16 protein-coding genes are annotated in these 23807 nt (G+C 46.3%); all 16 read left to right on the top strand.

What is annotated here, in order from left to right:
- The first annotated feature begins 17 nt into the window (after positions 1–17).
- The 16 genes from nth to gyrA all read left to right on the top strand — a co-directional run bounded on the left by nth (position 18) and on the right by gyrA (position 23609).
- Positions 18–713, top strand: coding sequence for an endonuclease III (gene nth / locus MKY87_RS04100; RefSeq protein ID WP_036607558.1), 696 nt, complete (start codon positions 18–20; stop codon positions 711–713).
- Between the two features lie 23 nt (positions 714–736).
- Positions 737–1009, top strand: a complete 273-nt coding sequence (locus MKY87_RS04095) for a hypothetical protein (RefSeq protein WP_017687779.1) — start codon at positions 737–739, stop codon at positions 1007–1009.
- Between the two features lie 308 nt (positions 1010–1317).
- The gene (locus tag MKY87_RS04090; protein ID WP_340963062.1) at positions 1318–5001 is read left to right on the top strand and encodes a dynamin family protein; all 3684 of its coding nucleotides are present in this window, start codon (positions 1318–1320) and stop codon (positions 4999–5001) included.
- 324 nt (positions 5002–5325) lie between these two features.
- Positions 5326–7098, top strand: a complete 1773-nt coding sequence (locus tag MKY87_RS04085) for an ABC transporter ATP-binding protein (RefSeq protein WP_340914148.1) — start codon at positions 5326–5328, stop codon at positions 7096–7098.
- Entirely contained in the window at positions 7095–8945 is a 1851-nt protein-coding gene (locus tag MKY87_RS04080) for an ABC transporter ATP-binding protein (RefSeq protein ID WP_340963060.1), read from the top strand. Before MKY87_RS04085 ends, MKY87_RS04080 begins: the two co-directional genes overlap by 4 nt.
- A 348-nt stretch (positions 8946–9293) precedes the next feature.
- A complete protein-coding gene (locus MKY87_RS04075; protein WP_340963056.1) occupies positions 9294–10796 on the top strand; it encodes an AraC family transcriptional regulator in 1503 nt (500 codons plus the stop codon).
- 131 nt (positions 10797–10927) lie between these two features.
- Entirely contained in the window at positions 10928–11917 is a 990-nt protein-coding gene (locus tag MKY87_RS04070; RefSeq protein ID WP_339783045.1) for an ABC transporter substrate-binding protein, read from the top strand.
- 62 nt (positions 11918–11979) lie between these two features.
- The gene (locus MKY87_RS04065) at positions 11980–13002 is read left to right on the top strand and encodes an NAD(P)/FAD-dependent oxidoreductase (protein WP_339783046.1); all 1023 of its coding nucleotides are present in this window, start codon (positions 11980–11982) and stop codon (positions 13000–13002) included.
- Between the two features lie 252 nt (positions 13003–13254).
- Positions 13255–14442 (top strand): formate-dependent phosphoribosylglycinamide formyltransferase, encoded by a 1188-nt coding sequence (purT, locus tag MKY87_RS04060; protein ID WP_062835127.1) that lies wholly within the window; start codon positions 13255–13257, stop codon positions 14440–14442.
- Positions 14432–14890, top strand: coding sequence for a GNAT family N-acetyltransferase (locus MKY87_RS04055; RefSeq protein ID WP_017687788.1), 459 nt, complete (start codon positions 14432–14434; stop codon positions 14888–14890). Before purT ends, MKY87_RS04055 begins: the two co-directional genes overlap by 11 nt.
- A gap of 259 nt (positions 14891–15149) precedes the next feature.
- The gene (locus tag MKY87_RS04050) at positions 15150–15965 is read left to right on the top strand and encodes a CAP domain-containing protein (protein ID WP_340963054.1); all 816 of its coding nucleotides are present in this window, start codon (positions 15150–15152) and stop codon (positions 15963–15965) included.
- A gap of 295 nt (positions 15966–16260) precedes the next feature.
- On the top strand, positions 16261–17130 hold the full coding sequence (locus MKY87_RS04045) for a GDSL-type esterase/lipase family protein (protein ID WP_340914152.1): 870 nt from the start codon (positions 16261–16263) through the stop codon (positions 17128–17130).
- Positions 17131–18096 carry an ABC transporter ATP-binding protein gene (locus MKY87_RS04040; protein ID WP_339783049.1) on the top strand — a complete coding sequence of 322 codons (966 nt, stop codon included), beginning with the start codon at positions 17131–17133 and terminating at the stop codon, positions 18094–18096. It abuts the gene before it with no gap.
- On the top strand, positions 18089–19078 hold the full coding sequence (locus MKY87_RS04035; protein WP_339783051.1) for an ABC transporter permease: 990 nt from the start codon (positions 18089–18091) through the stop codon (positions 19076–19078). The genes MKY87_RS04040 and MKY87_RS04035 overlap by 8 nt, the downstream gene beginning before the upstream one ends.
- A 76-nt stretch (positions 19079–19154) precedes the next feature.
- A complete protein-coding gene (parE, locus tag MKY87_RS04030) occupies positions 19155–21134 on the top strand; it encodes a DNA topoisomerase IV subunit B (RefSeq protein ID WP_339783052.1) in 1980 nt (659 codons plus the stop codon).
- Positions 21135–21146: 12 nt separating this feature from the next.
- On the top strand, positions 21147–23609 hold the full coding sequence (gene gyrA / locus MKY87_RS04025) for a DNA gyrase subunit A (RefSeq protein ID WP_339783054.1): 2463 nt from the start codon (positions 21147–21149) through the stop codon (positions 23607–23609).
- Positions 23610–23807: the final 198 nt, after the last annotated feature.

Genomic DNA, 23807 nt, shown 5'->3' with positions numbered 1-23807 from the left:
GTGGGAGGTAGCTCTTCATGAATGCAGCGACGGTTAGACATATACTCGAAACTATGGAAGCAATGTTTCCTGATGCACATTGCGAATTAAATCACAGCAATGCATTTGAATTGACGGTAGCTGTCCTTTTGTCTGCCCAGTGCACCGATGAAACGGTGAACAAGGTAACCGCAGATCTGTTCCAGAAGTACAGAAGCCCAGCAGATTATCTGGCAGTTCCTCTCGAAGAGTTGGAACAGGATATTCGGCGAATCGGTTTGTACCGGAACAAGGCCAAGCATATTCAGAACATGTGCCGAATTTTAATAGAGCAGTATGGCGGTGATGTACCGCAGGAACATGATCAGCTTGTGACGCTACCAGGTGTCGGGCGGAAAACCGCGAATGTAGTTGTTTCCAATGCGTTTGGAGTACCGGCAATTGCGGTAGATACTCATGTTGAACGTGTATCCAAGCGGCTGGCGCTTGCAGGTTGGGATGACTCCGTACTTGAAGTCGAAAAGAAACTAATGAAGCGCGTACCCCGGGACGAGTGGACTTTAACTCACCACCGGTTTATATTTTTTGGACGCTACCATTGCAAGGCACAGAACCCTGCGTGTCATATCTGTCCATTGCTGGACATATGCAGGGAAGGGAAAAAACGTATGAAAACGTCCCAAATCAGGAAAGATAAGGAACGTGTCACCACCCGAAAACGAAAAATAAATTAATGAGCAGAAAAGGATGAATAATCATGAAATGCATTTCCGTGTACACTGACAATTTTGAGGCCTTCTCCGATATCTTTGAACAAATCGTTGAACAGGAAATGGCTGAAAATGAAGAAAAAGAAGTAGAAGGCATCACAGTAAGCCACTCTGGCGACGTGCCTGAACATTATCTGGAGCGTATGTCCGTTAAACCCGAAGTTGTTGTTATGAGAGACAAAGGCAGAGACATTACAATTCTGCAACATGGACAAGTATTTGAAATCTTGCTGCCTTCCATGGAGAACGCAGTTTCATAAGAAGTGATTACACTATTGGTTCTGTTGTATTAATGTCATGAGGATCGTTGTGGTTAAGGTGATCGCATCGCATTCATGCAACAGACACTTGGCGTAAGCATTTGCTAAATACCGAGTATAAAACGTATTACAGATAAAACCGACTTGTTCGGTTTTATTTTTTTTAGATTATAGAACTTATACGTTCATTTATGTATATTCAATTCCAACCGTTCAAATTCAAACTTGATAATGTTAAAATAAATGTTGTAAAAGAGATAGACGTCGAAACGGATGTCAAATTAGAGGAGCCAGGGGGAAGGCCAGTCATGTCCAGAACAGATTACCCAAAAGAAATGGCCAAACCTCTGCTTCCGCTGCGTGAAGCGATGGAGCAGACAGGGGACCATACGGCTGTACAGGCTATAACGGATTTAATCAGCAAGGCGGAAATGAAACATCTGACGATTGCGTTCTGTGGTCATTTCTCTGCAGGCAAATCGAGTCTCATCAACAGTTTATGCGGTAAGCGGGTGCTGCCTTCAAGTCCCGTGCCAACAAGTGCAAATGTGGTATCCATACGTAATGGTAAGCCAAGAGCGCTTATTTATACTACTCCAAACGTAAGCGCTGACAATGGAGCAGGAACACTTGAAGTTTCTCCAGAGGAATTGGAGGCGTATTGCAAAAATGGCGGAGCGTACAGCTCAATTGAGGTATGGGATGATATTCCGCTGCTGAAAGATGATGCTGTCCTGCTGGATACACCAGGTGTGGATTCAACAGATCGCGGACATAGTCTCGCGACCCATTCCGCGCTCCATCTGGCGGATGTGGTCTTCTATGTCATGGACTACAATCATGTTCAGTCCGAGACGAATCTTTCATTTGCCAAGAGTCTGTCGGATTGGGGCAAACCATTGTTTTTGATCGTGAACCAGATCGACAAGCATCGGGAACGTGAGCTTTCTTTTGACCAATATACCGAAGGTGTCGAAGCTATATTTGCAGCCTGGGAAGTCAGATATGACGGACTGTTGTTTACTTCCCTACGCGACAAGCAGCATCGCTACAACCAGTGGGATGTGCTTCCGGAACTCATTGGACACATGATGCAAGAGAAGGAAGCGTTAATTACGCACAGTTTGGCAAGTTCGGCCAGTCATGTAACGGAGCAACACCTGACGAGAGAAGCGGAGAAACGTGAAGACGAAGAGAATTCCCTGCTGGATGAGATTGGTGGCAAGGAAGGAATTGAACGCTTGGAACGAGAGCTGGAGCTTCTTGATCAACAAGCAGCAGACATTCGTAACGGGCCTTCGCGAGTGCGCGAGAAATTCCGGGCGGAGCTTGAACCTCTTCTGGCAAATGCAAATCTTACACCTGCGGATATTCGTGCGTCGGCTGCTGCCTATTTGGAGAGCCGCAAACCAGGTTTCAGGGTAGGTTTATTGTTCTCAGGTGGAAAAACCGAGCAGGAGAAACAACGCCGTGCTTCTGAGCTGGTCAGACTGTTACAGGATCAGGCTTCCGGACAAGTTGAGGTACATATTCGTACGATGCTTAGACAGCTGGGTGAATCCCATCAGCTATGGGGAGCAGAGTGGGAGCAGGCGCTTAATACGGAGCTGCCTGCTGTAGATGAGGCACTATTGGAGATGAAACGCAGTGCCAGTGCTGAGGTATCTCCAGAGTATGTGATTCAGTTCAGTAAAGATGTGCGGGGCGAGATTGAGGCCCGCTATCGCAGGTCGGCCATGATGCTGGCCGACCGCATGCTGGAAGCGCTGGGCGCGCGAGGCGAAGCCGCGCTCCAGGCGCTGGACGCCAGCCGCGCAGCGCTGCTGGCGCAATCCGCGGCGGCGGCGCGCTACACGGCGCTCCAGCGCAGCGCCGCCGCAGAGGCAGCAGGGCTGCGCAGCCTGCTGCCCGATGCGGGCCCCCTCCCCTCCGGGCTATTGCCGGAGGTGAAGGGCCCGCACGTGCCCGCGGTGCCTGAACCGGGCGAAGCTCCCGGTTCGCATGCGGGCACGTCAACGTCAGTGGCTGCGCAGCCACTGACGCCAGAGGCACCGCCGCAGCAGCACGCAGCCGCGGCGGTGCCTGGGCCATCGTCGGCGGCAGGCGCTGAACGCCGCCGACGCCTGGACGCAGCAGCGGCACGGCTCGAAGCCGCTGCTGCGCTGGTGGAGCCGTACCCCGCCATGGGGTCGGCGGTACGGGATCTTCGTGCACGCGCGGCTTCGCTTGCGGGCGGCACGTTCACTCTGGCGCTGTTCGGAGCATTCAGCGCCGGCAAATCCTCCTTCGCCAACGCGTTGCTGGGCGAAGCCGTACTACCCGTCTCACCGCATCCAACAACTGCGGCGATTAACCGGATCATGGCTCCTGCCGGGGGCGCGGAGCATGGAACAGCCCGGGTCCGCATGAAGACCCGGGACGCTTTCAAGGAAGATCTCGCCTATTCCTTCCGATTGCTCGGACTGGGTGAGCCTGGAGCGGAGTGGCAGAAGCGAGTACGCTCCCTCTCACCACAGGATGTGCATCCGGCGGGGCGCCCGCATTACAGCTTTTTGCAGGCAGCGGCAGCCGGCTGGGAAGAAACCGCGGACCAGTTAGGTCAGGATGTGCTGGTGGATCTGGACGGTTATCGTGACTTTGTCGCAAACGAGAAAAAGTCCTGTTTTGTAGACAGTATTGATCTGTACTACAGTTGCGATGTGACTGAACAAGGCATTGTATTGGTGGACACACCAGGAGCAGACTCCGTGAATGCTCGTCATACGGGTGTAACCTTCAATTATATGAAGAATGCGGATGCACTCATTTTTGTAACGTATTACAACCATGCTTTCTCCCAAGGAGATCGCCAGTTCCTGAATCAGTTGGGACGTGTTAAGGATAGTTCTGCCATGGATCAGATGTTCTTTGTTGTGAATGCCAGTGACTTGTCTTCCTCTGAGGAAGAACTGGAGCAGGTTCTCGATCATGTGAGTACCCAACTGCGCAGTAATGGAATTCGGGCACCACGACTCTTCCCGGTATCCAGCATACTGGCGATGGAAGGCAAGATGGCAGGTGATTCGAAGCTGCTGGAGCAATCCGGTTTTATCCGTTTTGAGGAAGAGTTCAATCAATTTGCAGGCAGAGAATTAGCCGATCTTGCCGCAGGTGGCGCTTCCGAAGAGATGGCACGTGTCATTCAGCGGCTGAAGAAGCGTGCAGAGGATGCGGCTCAGGGCGAAGAAGTATTGCAGCAACGACGGGATGAACTGGAGACGATCCAGGGACAGTCACGCCAGCGCATACAGCAACTTGCAGCAAGATCCATGAAGGAAGAACTGTCACAGGAAACAGCAGAATTGCTGTTCCATGTGCGGCAGCGACTTGCCTATCGCCTTGGTCTATTCATGGCAGAAGCATTCCATCCTTCCGTACTTCGGGAGGATCGGGGCAATTTGAAGACGGCTTTTGCAGCCTGTGGACGTGAACTGTTACGCATGATTGCGATTGAACTGGAGCAGGAACTGCTTGCTACCACCCTCAGACTTGAACAGGCAGGTCAGACCTGGCTGATGAAGCAAATTACGGATTGTATAGACGAGGTGAGACAGTTATCTGGAGGCGTGGATGTGTCACTGCCACTGAACGAACGCTGGAGTACACCTGTGCTTGAAGAAGTTCGTCTGGAAGAACCGTCTGGATGGAAAAGCTATTTGAATTATTTCCGCAATCCGAAACAGTTCTTCGAAGGGGATGGACGTCAGCGGTTACAGGAGGCACTTGATCCTGTCCTCAAACAGATGATCATTGAAGTTCTTCCTGCTGCGCAAGACAAACTGATTCAGTTTTATGACAACCAGCTCTGTCAATCCTTGCAACACCAATCCCGTCAGTTGGAAGAACGTCTGGACGAGGCGGTAAGTGGAATTCAAGATACACTGGAGAGCGGAATTCCGGCGGAGCAATGGACCAACTTGTCTAACCAACTGGAACAGATTGAACGTAGTTAAAATTGCGGCATAACGCGTATTCTCTGGAAGTCTTTGTAAAACAAAATGAATGATACAGCAACACATTGAAAATGTTGCGAAAATCAACCCAAAAAGGCCCCTGCCGAAAAGGCATATAGGGAGCCTTTTTTTGGTACGAACAACCTGAAATAAAGAGAATATTCAAACATTTGATTGAAAGGTGGGTATTTACCTTCGTTAATGCGTCAATAAGCTGAAAGCAGGCAGAATATGGTCTGTTATTCGCTTTGCCGCGAATGGGGTACGGTGATAAACTTCATAAATGTTCATAGTATTTTTGAACGATATAAGAGGAGGAGAAACATGGATGTTCTTAGGCAACTGCAAACCTTTTTTTGGGAAAAGCGAACGTATTTATTTGTATCAATCTTGTTCCTCGCCTTAGCGACCGCACTTGGGTTGGTGTATCCGTACATGCTGAGGATACTGATTGATGACGTTATTGTTCCGCGAACTTTTGAAGACGTTCCCATAATTGCCTTGACTGTGTTAGGTGTAGTTATTTTGAAAGCGGGAATGCAGTTTTTACACGGCTTTTTTGGAGGACGCTTGGGTAACTTCCTGGCGTACAGACTTCGTAACGCATGTTACGAAAAGCTTCAATTTTTATCCTTCCGTTATTATGATACGGCCAAGACAGGTGATCTGATGTCCCGCCTCACGGGAGATTTGGAAGCCATCCGTAACTTTATCGGATTTGGTTTCGCCCAGATTCTCAACATGGTTTTGATGGTCGTATTCGGCGCAATCATGATGATGACCATGAGTTGGCAGCTTACGCTGTTCACACTCATATGCATCCCATTACTTGCCTTCGTTGCGCTGAGATTCGAATCCAAAATTCACCCTGCGTTTCAGGAGATGCGGCTGGCGCTCAGTTCACTGACAACAGCGGTACAGGAGAATATCACTGGAGTACGTACTGTAAAATCCTTTGCACGTGAGCCTTATGAAGTGGAGAAATTCTCTACACGTAATGAGCGTTACAAGACAAATCAGATTCATGCTGCAACATTGTGGAGTCGTTATTTTCCGATCATGGAGATTCTTGCTTCGGTGAGTATCGTGCTGTTGCTGGTGATTGGTGGAAGAATGGTTATACAGAAGACGCTGACACTCGGTGAACTCGTTGCCTTTTTCAGTTTGATCTGGTACATAATCGGTCCAATGTGGAACCTTGGGTTCCATATCAACAACTATACGCAATCCAAAGCTTCAGGTGAACGGGTGCTCGAACTGCTCAATACGCCAGTGGACGTGGAAGAAACGCAAGATCCGGTCATTGTGGAGGCAGACCAGGTGAACGGCCATGTGACATTTGAATCCGTTACCTTTGCCTACGGCAACAAAATGCCAGCGGTAACCGATATTAATTTTGATGCTGCACCCGGTTCTGTAATCGGTTTCCTCGGGGGGACAGGGTCTGGTAAATCAACCATCATTCAGCTTCTGATGCGTGCATATAACGTGAACTCAGGAACGATCAAGCTGGATGGCAAAAACATCAAAGATATAGGCATTCGCAGTTTGCGGAGTCAGATCGCTTCTGTTTTCCAGGAAACATTCCTGTTCTCATCCAGCATTCGTAATAACATTTCTTACGGACTTAAGAATGTCACCATGGATGAGATTATCCGTGCAGCGAAGCTGGCCAAGGCTCATGAATTTATTATGGAGTTCCCGGACGGATATGACACGGTAGTAGGTGAACGCGGCATGGGATTATCGGGTGGACAGAAACAGCGGATTGCGATCGCAAGGGCTTTGCTGAAAAATCCGAAAATTCTGGTACTTGATGATGCAACCAGCGCCGTGGATATGGAGACGGAACATGAGATTCAATCCGGTTTCCAGGAAGTTATGCGCGGCAGAACGACATTTATTATTGCACACCGGATATCTTCACTACGACATGCAGATGAGATTCTGGTGCTCGATGAAGGCCGCGTGGTACAACGGGGCAAACATACCGAACTCATTGAAGTGCCTGGACCATACCAGGATGTTTATAAAATTCAATATGCAGATTATATTGCCCGCGGTAAGCGGGAGGCTGGGGAGCAGGTGAATTCATGAGTGCCGAAACGATAGCCGACAGGCGCGAGGCCAAAGTGGCCTCTGAGAAGAAACTGAATGAACGATTTGTGTATCAGGATGATGAAATTATTGAAAAACCGTTTAACTGGAAAGAGTTCGGACGTTTATTTGCATACATGAAACCTTATGCGAAACAACTGTTACCACTTGTTATTCTAATGATGATCTTGGGTACCATTACGAAATTGTCCGTCCCTTTTCTGATCAGTCTGGCGATTGACCGGGCCATCGCACCGGCAACAGGGTTACCAAGCATGACTATGCTTTATCTTATCGCAGGCTCCATATTTGTGTTGTATCTGATTCAGTGGGCAGCCAATACGTACCGGATCAAACTGACGAACATTATTGGACAGCGCGTTATTTATGATCTTCGCTCGGATCTGTTCAAGCATATCCAGAAGCTGTCCTTTAACTTTTTTGACAAAAGGCCGGCAGGTTCCGTACTGGTGCGTGTTACGAATGATATTAACTCCCTTCAGGATCTGTTCACCAATGGTGCAGTGAACGTCATGATCGACTGCGTACAGTTGCTCGGGATCATTGTGATCTTGCTATTAATTAACTGGAAACTGGGTCTTGCCGTAATCATTACGGTGCCAATCATGTTTATCATCTCGACCAAACTGCGGGTGCTGATCCGTCGGGCTTGGCAGGATGTGCGCATGAAGAACTCTCGGATTAACTCCCACTTGAATGAATCCATTCAGGGGATTCGAGTGACTCAGGCCTATACCCAGGAAAAAGAGAACATGAAATACTTTGACAACATGAATCTGTCCAGCAAAAAGTCATGGGATAGAGCATCAGCGATGAACCAGGGCTTTGGACCGCTGATTGAGATTACCGGCGGATTCGGTACATTAATCCTTTTCTGGTTTGGTGCTTATCTGATTCAGGAAGGTCAATTGACTGTGGGATTACTTGTTGCCTTTGCCAACTATGTGGGCAACTTCTGGGACCCAATCAACCGTCTGGGACAGATGTACAATCAGTTGCTGGTTGCAATGGCATCATCGGAGCGTATCTTCGAATTCATGGATGAAAAACCAAGTATTGCGGATAAATCAGGTGCCAAGCCACTTCCTTCTATTAAAGGAGATATTGCATTCGAAAATGTGGTGTTCGAATATGAGAAGGGCAGACAGGCGCTGAAAGGAATCAGCTTCTCGGCGGCTGCGGGCCAATCGATTGCACTTGTTGGTCATACGGGCTCGGGTAAAAGTACAATCATCAATCTGATCAGTCGTTTCTATGATATATCCGGCGGACGTCTCACCATTGACGGACAGGATGTGCGGGATGTAACAGTAGAGAGTTTACGCAGCCAGATCAGCATTGTATTACAGGATACCTTCATCTTCTCGGGTACGATTCGTGACAATATTCGATTTGGACGACTGGATGCAACGAATGAAGAGGTGGAGGATGCAGCCAAAGCAGTCAATGCACATGAGTTCATCATGAAGCTGCCTGGCGGATATGATACTGAAGTAGAGGAACGCGGGAACGTATTATCCATGGGACAGCGACAACTGTTATCCTTTGCCCGTGCGCTGCTTGCTGATCCACGCATACTGATTCTGGATGAAGCTACAGCCAGTATTGATACGGAGACAGAGCTTAAAATCCAGGAAGCGTTGAAGGTGCTGTTGCAGGGAAGAACGTCCTTTATGGTCGCTCACCGTCTCTCAACCATCCGGAATGCAGATAACATTATCGTCCTGGATCATGGTGAAATTAAAGAAGAGGGTAACCATGAGCAACTGATCCAAAAACAAGGCGTCTATAATGGATTAATAGAAGCTCAATACAGATTTTTGTGATGAAACCTTCGGACGCCTGTTAAGCGTCTGAACACATATGAACTTATAACACTCTGGTGTTTTTTAGCCTGATCCTTCAATAATAAGTGCATCTTATTCATTGAAGACAGGTTAGAGGATAGCCGGAGTGTTTTTTTTATTCGTTAGTGTGGTATGTTATATTTTTGAAGAATGAAATCAATACAATCGTTCATGGCTGGAGGGAGATCAATGCAGATGGACAACAACGAAATAAATTCAAAGCATTTGGATCACCTGGATCATATGAATTTTAGGCTCCTTCACGTGAATTATACGAGTGATCCTGCGACGGAGTGGCTTCTGAGGAAACACTTCATTGAAACATACATGTTATTATTTGTAGCCAGTGGGCAAGGGTGGTTAAAGATAGATGGCAGTTTCATCGAATTGAAGGCGGGCGGACTGTATGTAGGCTTCCCGGGGCAACTGGTTGAGGCAAATGTGCATTCGTTGGATGAACGAGGTGTGTATCACATGAGTTTTGATGTCATGTACGCACTGGAGCAGGAGGGTGGAACAGCCCTTGAAATGATGAAGCAACTTTTACGTAATGAAGTGAACGGCGAGGTCAACTCATCTTCACCCGTTGCTGTTGGCGTGATCTGTCAGATGATTTACCACCACACATTGAAGAAGGATGGTTTGCAAAGGTACTATGGTCAGATTCGTTTTCAGGAACTATTGTATACCATGTTTTACGACGTGGCCTGTGCCGAAAAGACGGATCTGGCTTCACCAATTGAACATGTTAAAGGCTACATGGAGCAGAATTATTCGAAGAGATTAACCATTGAGGAATTAGCAAATGTGGCGCGAATGAGCCCACGACATTTCATGCGTTTATTCAAGAAAAGGTATGGTTACAGTCCAGTGGACTATTTAACGCTATATCGAATTAAACAAGCCCAGATCTTAATGAGAAATGATCACAGTTATCGACTCAAGGATGTGGCATCGTACGTGGGTTATCAGGATGAGACGTATTTCCGGCGTAAATTCAAACAAATCTCTGGCATTCCACCAGCAGCGTTTATACGTAATAGCAAACAAAAAATTGCTGCACTTCATTCTTTGAGCATTGGTATACTGCTTGCTTTGCAGATCATTCCATGTGCCGCGCCGGCAAGTCATCCGTGGACATACTATTATAGACGTAAATATGAAACGGACAAAGTTATGCCACTTGCAGAGAGTGAGACCACCTGGCTGGAACAGCTTCAATTAGTTAAGCCTGATTATATTATTACGATGGGGACGGAGTCTGAGGCTTCGCAAAGTCAGCTTCATTCCATTGCTCCTGTGTGTGACCTCCCGTGGGAAAAAGGCGATTGGAGAGAGCATTTGAGATATGTTGCAAGTTTTTTGGACAGGTCGGATATTGCAGAGGTGTGGCTTCAAAGATATGAAGAGAAGGCAGAGATCATTAAGAATCAGCTTACAGATTTCATACGAAAAGACAGGCTGGTTGTACTCAAAGTTCATGGTGAAGCGTTGCAGATGTTAGGCCCAAGGAGCATTGCTTCCGTTTTTTACGTTGATATGCAAATGGAAGCTCCCCAAGGAGCTGAGACTTATTGGGAACGGGGCACAGTGACCATTAAGGAGTTATCTGTTCTCAACGTGGAAAGAATATTACTGATTGTGGGTGAGGATGAGACATCGAGGCAGACATGGTCTGCTGTGCGGAAGTCTGAAGAATGGCTTGCGTTGTTAGCGGTACAGAAGGGCAGAATGGATATCCTCTTGTCGAGCGTTCTGCTGGACTACACCGCGTTTACCCATGAGCTTATGTTGGATGAAATATTAAAGTTATGGCAAGATCGTCCATAGCAAAAAGTCTGAATAGTCAATATCATACCTGAACATATTTTAATATACTTACTCCTATATCAAATGATAATGATAATTATTATTGATTAGACATTGTCATATATTAATGACCTATAGGGGGTACATAGAGAATGAGATTTAGATGGTTAACCGTAATATGCACAATGATGTTGATGCTCGTTATTTCTGCTTGTGGGGCAGCAGGCAAAGAAGCATCCTCGAGCGAGGGACAAGAAGCGGGTACCGCCAATTCTTCAACAACAGAGGCCAGTCAGGTGAAAAAAGTGAACACGGAAATGGGAGAAGTTGAAATTCCGGTGAACCCACAAAAAATAGTTGGATTGTCCGTTGTATATCCAGAATTTTTATATTCACTTGGCATCGTACCCATTGCTGTACAGAACTACCATGAGGATTTTCCTTCTTACTTGCAAGAGCCATTTGCAAACACGATGAAAATGGGAATAGGAAGAACGCCTAACTTTGAAGCCCTGATGGAGGCAGCTCCGGATTTAATTATCGCTCCTGACTGGTGGTCCAAAAAGGACTATGATCAGCTTGCTCTGATAGCACCTACCGTACTTTTGCCACAGCGTGATGATTGGCGCGATGAACTGCGGGATATGGCCAAAATTTTGGACAAAGAAGAACAGGCAGAAAAGGTGATTCAGGATTTGGTGGATAAGGAGAAGGTAGCTGCTGCCAAATTGAATAAGCTGATTGGTGAGGAGACTGTTCTCTACATTAGAGTGATGGAAAAAGAAATCGTACTTCATGGGGAGAACCTTGACCGAGGAAACTTTGTCCACAAACGATTGGGAATGAATCCACTTCCTAATTTCCCGAAAGATCAAACTGCCATGTCCGTATCCTTGGAAGTATTGCCTGAATACGACGCAGATCATCTGATCGTTCAGCTGGATGATGAGACTAATCCGGAAATTAAAAAGAAATTTGAAGATATGTTATCTTCATCGTTATGGAAAAATCTGAAAGCAGTCAAGCAGGACCACGTCTACATGGTGGGTGGCAAGGAATGGTTCAATCTGGGAATGTCTCCACTTGCCGATGAATATGTCATTGATGATATTGTTGCTGCTTTTGAAGCAAAAAACAAATAAAGCAAACTGGGAATGTTACTTGTATCTCGAATTCATAACTAAATAAACAAGGTGTGTTTAAAATGAATGAAGAAGATATCTATGATGTAACCATCATTGGAGGCGGCCCTGCTGGCATGTATGCAGCTTTTTATGCAGGGATGCGTGATATGAAAGTTAAAATCATCGAAGGTAAAGACCAGCTTGGTGGATTTCTGCATACCTATTCGGAAAAAACAATTTGGGATGTAGGCGGTTTACCGCCTATGAAATGTTCGAAGTTGATCGAGTGGCTTGTTCAGCAGGCCAATACGTTTAATCCAACGGTTGTATTGAATTGCAAAGTGGAAAGGTTCACTCGACTGGATAACGGAATATGGAGTATGTATACCACTGGAGGGAAGATACATTATACGCGCACGATCCTTGTTGCAGTAGGCCGCGGTATCGCAGAGATTCAGAAGCTGGAGCTTCAGGAGCCGATTGAATATGAGCAAGAGAACCTTCATTACACCGTGCAAAATCCAGAACATTTCGCTGGGAAGCGTGTACTCATTTCGGGTGGAGGCAACAGTGCTGTAGACTGGGCAATTGAACTTGCTCAACTTGCTCGCAGTGTAGTTGTAATCCACCGGAATAATGAGTTCCGCGCGATGGAACGAAATGTAAGTGAGATGAACAATATAACGGATGTGAGAACACCATACAGCATCACGCAACTTCATAATAATGGCAAGCGAATCCAGCAGGTTGAGATTACACATATGAAAAGTCAGGACAATGTGGTGTTAGAAGTGGATGAAGTCGTCATTAGTCATGGATATAAAAGCAATTTAAGTGATCTTGCCAGTTGTGGCTTAGAAATGGACGATGGAATGGTTCTAATGAGTCACCATGCACAGACGAGTCTGCCGGGTGTTTTTGCAGCAGGGGACTGTGCGACCCACGAGAGCAAAGTTAGACTCATTGCAGGTGCCTTCAATGATGCGATCGTGGCAGTTAATAGTGCGAAACAATATATGACGCCAGACGCACCCCAGATGGCTTATGTTTCTTCCCATAATGAAATCTTCAGAGAAAAAAATCGACAAATCCCAAGTGTTTAAACTTGGGATTTGTTTGCGTATTTCGATTCGTTGGAATATGGAAGTCTGCTCTTTTAACATTTCCTTAATTTTGGGAGGAATGGAAGGAGTATCGAATCTGTGAGCGGTAATTGTAAAATTTGATCGAAAAAACACAAAAAATCTTGTAAAATTCACAAGAAAAATAGGGAGTACTCTTGCAATCTTTAACCAAAACCCCGAAAATAGAGAGACAGATATAGAAGATTTCTCTTTGGGAGGATTGGAAAGAACATGTGGGGTGCTCCTTTTACGGCTCAAGCCAAAAAAATGCTGCTACTAGGCAGTGGAGAATTGGGAAAAGAGGTCGTTATTGAGGCCCAACGACTGGGAGTAGAGACGATCGCTGTTGATCGTTACGAGAACGCACCTGCAATGCAGGTCGCGCACCGGTCTTACTGCATCGACATGCTGGATGCCGAAGCTTTGAAACAATTGATCCGTAAAGAAAAACCTCATTACATCGTACCTGAGATTGAAGCTATTGCAACAGAAGCTTTACTGGAGCTTGAGGAAGAGGGATTTTGTGTAGTACCTACTGCCCGAGCTGCACGTCTAACGATGGATCGCGAAGGCATCCGTCGGCTTGCAGCCGAACAATTGAAACTTCCGACAGCTGACTACCTTTTTGCGGACAACCTGGAACAACTTCAGGAAGCCGTACGTGAGCTTGGCACACCTTGTGTCATTAAACCATTAATGAGTTCATCCGGCAAAGGGCAGAGTGTATGCCGAACACCGGGCGACGTGGAGGATTGCTGGAACATTGCTCTTTCGGGGGCTCGTGGCAAATCCGTTCGTGTTATCGTGGAGAGCTTTGTGCAATTTGACAGTGAGATTACATTACTTACCGTTAGGTCTGTATCAGGCACCGTATTCTGTCCTCCGATCGGCCACATTCAGAAGGATGGGGATTATGTCGAATCCTGGCAACCTCATGCAATGACTCCTGAACAATGGGAGCAGGCTTGTCATATTGCCAAATCCGTCACGGATGAACTTGGCGGTTATGGACTGTTTGGAGTGGAATTATTCCTGACTCCAGATGGTGTTGTGTTCAGCGAGGTATCTCCTCGTCCACATGACACAGGAATGGTTACAATGGTGACGCAAGACAGTTCCGAGTTTGCGCTGCATGTACGTGCAATTCTTGGTTTTCCGGTCACAGGTGTACATCTGTTGACACCGGGAGCTTCAGCAACGCTGAAGGCTAATGATGAAACATCTGACTTTACTGTAGGCGGGATAGAAGAAGCACTGGCTCTTCCTCGTACTCAGATTCGTGTATTTGGCAAACCTGAGACCAAAGTAGGACGCCGAATGGCTGTAGCCTTAAGTGCTGGCCAAGATGTGGAAGAAGCTCGTAAAACAGCGGTGCAAGCCGCTAATATGCTGAAAGTGGAGGTAAATCATGTCCAATAATGTTGAGGCCCCTGTACTGATGATCCGAGAGTGTGAGCTACGAGATGCTGAAGCGGTAACGGGACTGATGCGAGAGGTCAGCTATCCGACAACAACCAATGTCATGAAAGAACGTATTGAATGTTTGGAAACCAATCCAAACGCATGCATGCTTGTTGCCGAAGTGGATGAACAAATTATTGGTGTGATTGGCTTGCAATGTGTGCAAAGTCATGCCTATCCAGAACCTGCCGCACAGATTACTTCCCTGATTGTAGGTCAAGAACATCGTGGTGGTGGGATTGGCCGTCGTCTGATGGCTCGTGCCGAAGATTGGGGCAGACAGCAAGGTGGTAAACAACTGTTTGTCACGGGTGCAAACCGTGAAGTGACTTCAACAACGTACTCTTTTTATGAGCACATTGGTTTTCAGAAGAGAGGCTATCGGTTCAGTAAAGTTCTTCTATAGTATAAATAAAGTTTCTTCTATTGCATGGAAATTCTCATGATATCCTGATCTGCACATTCTGGTGTGGTGAATGATAAATAGATGGTGAAGCGACATTCGACTAGCATTTTTAGTTCGAATGTCTTTTTTTTATGGCTAAAAAATGACAAAAAAGTTACTTTTCCATATTTTATAGGTTCACAATCTCCTGTTGAATTGATATACTGCTAGAGTATTAATTACAAAGTTGTAATAACTAATCTTAAGGAGATGAATGAATTTGAAAAAGAAATGGATGAAAACTGTCGTAACAGGTAGTCTGACAGCCGTACTGGCCGTAGGGGTAATGCTTCCTGCTTCCGCGTCTGCTGCAGATTCAACATATAAGACTGTCACAACGTACAAAATTACAAGTACAGACAGCTTGAAAGCTTATATTGAGAAATGGCTCAAACAAAATGGATACACCGTATCCGAGGGGCAAATTGTAGAGAAGCCTGCTACGCAGCCTGATCAAACGACGAAACCTGCTGAGCCGACAACAAAACCAACTCAACCAACAACAAAACCTGCTGAGCCTACAACTAAGCCTGATCAAACGACTAAGCCAGCACAACCAGCACAACCAGCTCAAGAAGAAAAACCGGCAACTACACCGGCTAAAGATCCTTCAAACACGGGTAACACAGGTAACAATACAAGTAATAATGGTAGCGAAAGCACACAATCCGACTTTGCTACTCAAGTTGTAAAACTTGTGAACGCTGAGCGTGCTAAAGCAGGTCTGAACGCTCTGTCTTCAGATGCACTTCTGGACAAAGTAGCTGTTGCTAAAGTAAAAGATATGAGTAACAATAACTATTTTGATCACCAGTCACCTACGTATGGTTCTCCGTTTGATATGATGAAACAATTCGGAGTAACTTACAGCTATGCAGGTGAGAACATTGCCAAAGGACAAAAAACACCACAGGAAGTTGTTACAGCTTGGATGAATAGTGAAGGTCACCGCGCTAATATCTTGAGCAAAAACTTTACGCATATCGGTGTAGGTTTCTACAACGGATACTGGGCACAAGAGTTTATCGGTAAGTAATCGGTTTATAATGAAGAAAATATGAATTTCTTTTCCACAAGGTTATGCCAGCACACAGTTCAAATCTGTGTATGGTATAACCTTTTTTCCGTAAAATGACATAAGGAAAATGAATTTTGCGAATATAGCGCCAAAATTTGCAAATTAACGACAGAACATTTATGTTATTTAGGAATAGCATCATTAAGGCGTGTCTGAAAACTCCGAAGGAAGCGGATTTTCAGACACGCCTTAATGTAAAGTCATTATAAATTATAAAGCACCCGGACTGGTGTACATGAGCGGAGATGTGATGATGAAAAAGAAAAAAAGCCTTGATTCAGCACCATGGATCTGGAGAACTGTCAGTACAGTTTCCATCTTGGCAACTTTGTTGTTGTTATTTGGATTTGGATACGCCATAAAAGACGTGATTTTCCCCGAGGGAGATTCCGCATTAACTACAGGCCAGGAGGCAACTGCTCCATCTAAGGATATCGAGGGGGAACCGGCTGTCGTGGAAGATGGCAAGATTCGGATGGCCGTCATCGGCGATTCCTTGGCAAGAGGCACGGGGGATGATGAAGGACTCGGTTTTGTGAGACGTGCAGGAAACCTGCTTAAAGATAAAGGATATGACGTTCAGGTTCTTAATAATCTGGGTGTAAACGGTTTGAGAACAGATGCTTTAATGACAAAACTTGATGAGCAAGGTGTGCGTTACGTCCTGCAGCAGTCCAATTTTATTTTGCTCTCGATTGGCGCAAATGATTTGTTTCAGGGAGGACAAGTTCTACAGGGGGAAGATCCGCCAACAGCAGAGCAGCTGGCAGCGGCTTTACCAGAAACGTCGAAGCGCCTTCAAGAGATATTGAAGAAAGTCAAAGAAATTAATCCTGATGCACAGATTGCGTACATAGGGTTGTACAATCCATTTGGCGATGTGAAGGAACTGGAGAAGCCGGGTAATGCAGTGGTTGCAGCATGGAACGATGCTGCACTGGCTATTTTGAACAATGAGGACAAGATGACACTGGTCCCTACATTCGATTTATTTGAAAATCATCTGGGGGAGTATCTCTCTTCAGATCATTTCCATCCCAACGGACAAGGTTATGAGCAAATTGCAGTTCGGATTGCACAGGAATTCCAGGCAGATACACCGGCAGAAGGGAGCGGAAATTAAATGGCAGAGCAGCAGTATGATTCCGTTTTGTCTGTACAGCATCTGAAGAAGCGGATCGGACGCAAGTGGATCATTAAGGACGTTACATTTGACGTAAAACCTGGTGAAATCTTTGGATTTCTCGGTCCCAACGGTGCCGGCAAAACAACAACGATACGGATGCTGGTGGATCTGATCAAACCGACAGAAGGGAAAATTAAAGTCTGTGGTTATGATGTGAATCGGGACCCTGAGCGTGCTTTGAAGTATGTAGGCTCCATTGTTGAAAATCCGGAGGTATATACATATCTGACAGGATGGGAGAACCTGGAGCATTTTGCCCGCATGCAACCAGGTGTGGACAATGAACGAATTCAGGAAGTTGTAGATATTGTGCGTCTGGATCAGCGGATTCACGATAAAGTCAGAACGTACTCATTGGGTATGCGTCAACGGCTCGGTATTGCACAAGCGCTGCTTGGGCGACCGCGTCTGCTTATTCTGGATGAACCGACAAATGGTCTTGATCCAAAAGGCATTAAGGAACTTCGTGTCTTTATTAAGCAACTTGCCAGCGAAGGTATGGCTGTATTTGTCAGCAGTCACTTGTTAAGTGAGATCCAGCTTCTCTGTGACAGAGTAGCCATTATCAGTGCTGGACGTGTGCTTGCTGTTGGAGGTGTAAGCGAACTGATTGAAGATCATTCGAAGTTGGCTATATGGCATGTTTCACCACTGGAGCAAGGCAAAAAAATGTTGCAGGATGCAGGCATTGCTCTGGTAGGTCGACCTGCGGATGTGATGGATGATACCATTGTTGCGGGCCTTGGTCCCAACGCCGTGGTTGCCGAGATGCATGAAGATCGAATTCCTGATCTGGTGCAGCAGATGGTTCAAGCAGGTATTCAGGTTGAAGGGGTACAGCGGATTCAGCCTACGCTCGAACAACTATTCTTAAAAATGACAGAAGGTGAATCCATTGAGTAATATCATGCCTCTGATCCGCAATGAAACGATTAAGATGGTGAAGAAAAAACGGCTTTATATTATATTTATTGTACTTGCGGTCCTCGTACCGATGTTTACGTATGCCCAGATGAAATCTGCGGAGAATAATCGTGACAAGTTTGGCGGCGATTGGCGTCTTGAACTTCAACAGGCCATCACAGACAATCAGAACTCGCTCGGCAGTGATCGGGTACCTGAAGAGTACAAAAAATATAGAACAGTATATATCCAGCAGATGCAGTATTATCTTGAAAATGACATCAATCCCAAAGAACCGGGTGGTGTTACCTTTACGCGGGAGTTCATGAACAACGCAGTTGGATTGTTTATTCCACTGTTAATCATGGCTATTGCTTCAGATCTTGTTTCTGGTGAACGTACGACAGGTACGATTAAAATGCTTTTAACGCGTCCTGTCAGACGCTGGAAAGTGCTTCTGAGTAAATTAATTACGCTGATTATGTTTGTTTCGATCATAGTGGTATCAGCCTACATTATATGTTATGTCATATCGGGTGCGGTCTTTGGTTATAAAGGCTTCAACCTGCCAATCTTCACAGGATTCAAAGTTGTGGGAACAGATGTCGATATGTCGGCAGTGCATGCTGTAGACCAGTGGCTGTATATGCTAATGCAGGCAGGACTGATCTGGTTTGTGAGTGTAATTGTGGCTATGCTTGCATTTATGGTATCCGTGCTTGTGCGCAGTACTGCTGCAAGTATCGTTATCATGATGGCCGCTTTGATTGCAGGAACAATCTTGACCAGTATGGCAGCGTCCTGGCAGACCGCGAAGTATTTGTTCATGGTTAACCTCGAACTTCCGAATTATTTGTCTGGCGGGTTACCTCCAATCGAGGGTATGAATTTAGGTTTTTCCCTTATTGTGCTTAGTGTTTGGGGCATTGCTTCACTCATTGTGTCATTCCTTGTCTTTACGAAACGGGATATCTTGAATTAAAATGGACAAGGATAAGAAAACATCTGTTTGCATTTTAGGCATTTTTTTAGTTGCAAGTTAAGAAGGGGGAGCATGAATGGTCGAGCAAATCGATATGTCGGCAGGTTCGACAGGCGGAGGACAGGGGTCTTCAGGCTACGACGCGGACGACATTCAAGTACTTGAAGGGTTGGTAGCGGTACGGAAACGGCCGGGGATGTACATCGGCAGCACCAGCACTTCGGGTCTACATCATTTGGTATGGGAAATTGTCGACAACGCTGTCGACGAACATCTCGCCAAATTCTGCTCCAAAATCGATATCACGCTGCATAAGGACGGTTCTATTACGGTTCAGGATAACGGAAGGGGAATTCCGACAGGTATACATAAAACAGGGATTCCTACTCCCCAGGTCGTGTTTACGATTTTGCACGCAGGCGGAAAGTTTGGTGGATCAGGATACAAAAAATCAGGCGGTTTGCACGGTGTAGGTGCGTCAGTTACAAACGCATTGTCCGAGTGGCTTGAAGTCGAGATTTTCCGTGATGGCAAGATTCATCGTCAGCGATTCGAGTATTGGAAGGACAAAAAAGGGATTGAACATGTCGGTGAACCGGTCTCCGGTCTCGAAGTGTTGGGCAATACCAATCGGACAGGTACAAAAGTTACATTTAAACCGGATATTCGGGTGTTCCAGAACGGCATTCAATTTAATTATGATACATTGGCAGAACGCCTTCAGGAGATTGCTTTTCTGAATTCAGGTCTGAGAATTGTGCTCAAGGACGAACGTTCCGGCAATCAGGATGAATACATGTATGAAGGCGGAGCAAGCCAATTTGTTGCTTTTCTTAACGAAAATAAAGATGTGCTGCATGATGTTATTCACTTCTATGCGGAGAAGGATGACATTGAAGTCGAAGTGGCAATCCAGTATAACGCGGGTTATACGGAAACACTGGCTTCGTTCGTGAACTCGATACCTACTCGGGGTGGCGGTACTCATGAGACCGGATTCAGGGCTGCGTATACCCGTGTAATGAATGATTACGCACGGCGTACCAGCATGATTAAGGAAAAAGACAAAAACCTCGAAGGTAATGACCTGCGTGAAGGTATGATGGCCGTCATCAGTGTCAAAATGTCAGAGGTTGAGTTCGTAGGTCAGACAAAGGATCAGCTCGGCAGCGCTTCCGCTCGAAGTGCAGTGGATTCGGTCGTGTCCGAGAATATTCAAAGGTTCCTGGAAGAAAACCCGCAGGTAGCGCAAACGTTAATTCGCAAAGCGGTTCAAGCCTCCAGAGCCAGAGAAGCAGCTCGCAAAGCACGTGATGATATGCGCACAGGCAAGAAACGCAGTGAAAGTTCCAACCTGAACGGCAAACTGACGCCGGCGCAATCAAAGGATTTTACCCGCAATGAGTTATTTATTGTCGAAGGGGATTCCGCAGGTGGTTCTGCCAAACAGGGACGCGACTCGAAGATTCAGGCTATTTTGCCCCTCAAGGGAAAACCGCTCAATCCGGAAAAATCAAAGCTGGCCGACATTCTCAAAAATGAAGAATATCGTGCGATTACAGCAGCGATCGGTGCGGGCATAGGAACCGAATTTGCAGTTGAAGACAGCAATTATTCCAAAATTATCATTATGACCGATGCGGATACGGACGGCGCACATATTCAGGTGCTGTTGTTGACCTTCTTTTATCGTTATATGAAGCCTTTAATTGATGCAGGCAAAGTATATATTGCTCAGCCGCCATTGTACAAACTTACTCGTAAGTCTGGTAAGCTCGCGACTGTTCGATATGCATGGACGGATGAAGAACTGGCGAATTATATGAAGGAATTTGGTAATAATGTTGAGCTTCAACGGTATAAAGGTCTTGGTGAGATGAATCCGGATCAACTGTGGGAGACAACAATGAATCCGGAAACTCGTGCGATGCTGAAGGTACAGATTGTTGATGCAGCAAAAGCAGAACGTCGTGTATCTACGCTCATGGGTGATAAGGTTGATCCGCGGAAACGCTGGATTGTAGAGAACGTCGACTTTACAGAGTACGAAGAATAGAAGGTGCTTGGAATGAGTCCATCAGAACAATTTATGCCGGCCTTTCTCGAAGAGGTCGTTGGGGACCGTTTCGGTCGCTACTCCAAATATATTATTCAGGATCGAGCCATTCCGGATGTCCGGGATGGGTTGAAGCCAGTACAACGGCGTATTCTGTACGCCATGTACGATTCAGGTAATACGCCTGACAAGACTTACCGCAAGTCTGCCAAAACCGTTGGGGACGTAATGGGTAATTATCATCCACATGGTGACTCCTCCATCTATGAGGGTATGGTGCGGATGGCTCAGCCTTGGAAAATGGGCCATATGCTCGTGGACGGTCATGGTAACTGGGGATCACAGGATGATGACCCGGCAGCGGCGATGCGGTATACGGAGGCCCGTTTGTCGCCCATCGCAATGGAGATGCTTCGCGATATCGAGAAACGGACGGTGCTGTTTAAGGATAATTTTGATAATACGGCCAAAGAACCGGTTGTATTGCCATCCCGTTATCCGAACTTGCTGGTTAATGGCGTCAGCGGTATTTCCTCGGGCTTTGCAACCGAGATTCCTACACATAATCTGCGTGAGGTCATTGATGCTTCCATCGCTGTGATGGAGAAACCATCGATTGAGCTGGACGAGATCATGATGTTTATGAAGGGTCCTGACTTTCCAACAGGCGGATTGATAATGGGCGGTGACGGCATTCTGGATGCCTATCGCACAGGTAAAGGACGGATCTATATCCGGTCCAAAACCGAGATTGAAAACATGCGCGGTGGCAAACAGCAAATCGTCATTACCGAAATCCCTTATCAGGTCGTGAAGTCTCGTCTGGTTACAGCGATGGAGAACATCCGACTTGAGAAGAAGGTTGAAGGTATTGCCGAAGTGCGTGATGAGAGTGGACGTGAAGGTCTGCGAATCGTGGTTGAGCTGAAAAAAGAAGCGGACGCACAAGGTATTTTGGCTTATTTGCTGAAGAAAACCGACCTGCAGGTCACCTATAATTTCAATATGGTGGCGATTGTGAATAAAGCACCTCACCAATTAGGATTGAAATCGATCCTCGAGGCTTACATTGCCCATCAGCGGGAAGTTGTAACATTCCGTACCCGGTTTGAGCTGGAGAAGGCGCAAGACCGTGCGCATGTGCTCGAGGGCTTGGTAAAAGCACTTAACATCCTTGATGAGGTCATTGCGGCCATCAAAGCGTCTAAGAACCGTCAAGATGCTCAAAATAACCTGATGTGGATGTTTGGATTCACGGAACGCCAAGCGGATTCCATCCTTACTTTGCAATTGTACCGTTTGACTAATCTGGAGATCAATTCTCTGGAGAAGGAACTCGGTGAACTGATGAAGAAGATTGCACAACTACAATCTATTCTGGATAGTGACCGCAAGCTCATCGGAGTCATCCGCAAAGAATTGATGGAGATTCGTGAGAAATACGGCATAGACCGTCGTTCCGCGATCCAGGGTGAAGTGGAAGAACTCAAGGTTAATCTCGAAGTGCTTGTCAATGCGGAAGATGTATTTGTTACGTTATCCAAAGAGGGATACGTGAAACGTACAGGCATGCAGTCCTTTACACGTTCAGGTGGTGAACGGAGCGGAAGTGGAGTAAAAGATGGCGATTATATCGCTCAGGTTCTGGAAGTAAATACGCTTGAGAACTTGCTTGTCTTTACGAGGAAAGGGCAGTACTTCCTGTTACCTGTTCACCAGGTACCTGAATTCAAGTGGAAAGATCCAGGCACAGCCATTGTGAATGTCATTCCCCTTGCGAAAGATGACCGTATTGCAAGTGTGCTTGCTGTGAAATCCTTTGAAGAGCCAAACCACAGTCTGGTTTTCGTTACGCGAAGAGGACAGGTGAAACGAACGGAACTGAAGGATTACGTTACCAAGCGTTCCGGTGCAGTTGCGGCTTGTAAAGTGGGCAAGGACGATGAAGTGTTATCTGTACATCTAAGTACAGGTGGTCAAGATATTATGTTGATTACAAAAGAAGCCATGGCGATTCGTTTCCGAGAGGATGAGGTTAATCCAATGGGACGTGTATCCGGTGGTGTTCGTGGTATTCAGTTAAGAGATACAGATGAAGTTGTATCTGCCCTATGGGTAGAAGGAGATGAAGGTGAAGTTGCCGTGTTGTCCGATTTGGGATATGGTAAACGTTCATTACTCCTGGATTATGCTATCCAGAGCCGTGGAGGCAAGGGGCTTGCCACATTCGAGTTCAAGGAAGGCAAACGTGTGAAACCGAATGGCAGCTGTATTGTTGGAGCGTTTTATTGCAAAGAGCAACGTAAGATCACTGTAATGACCAAGGAAGGCCAAGTGCATCCGATCTCTTCGGAAGGTGTTCCGATTACTGAGCGCAAACATATTGGCAAACTGATCGTTCCTGTGGATAAACAGGACGAGATCGTTGAACTTCTGAGGGACTTCAATGAGAATCAACCAGCATCATCTTCATAAAAACAAACAAACGAGACTTTTCGCAGAACAGCTAATCCTGTCATGCGAGGAGTCTTTTTTTGTTGTTCGAAGGCGGATTAGAAGAGGTCATTCATGCGAAGTTTAACAACCTTCGTCGATTACGGTCGATCGCTAGGAAATTGAAAAAAGGCAGCAGGAATGCGGCTTTGGAGCGCGAAAACTTAAGCAGGTGAAGTG

This window comes from Paenibacillus sp. FSL R7-0198 (genome assembly GCF_038000415.1).
GTDB lineage: Bacteria > Bacillota > Bacilli > Paenibacillales > Paenibacillaceae > Paenibacillus.
This window is presented reverse-complemented; position numbering and strand designations above follow the sequence as displayed.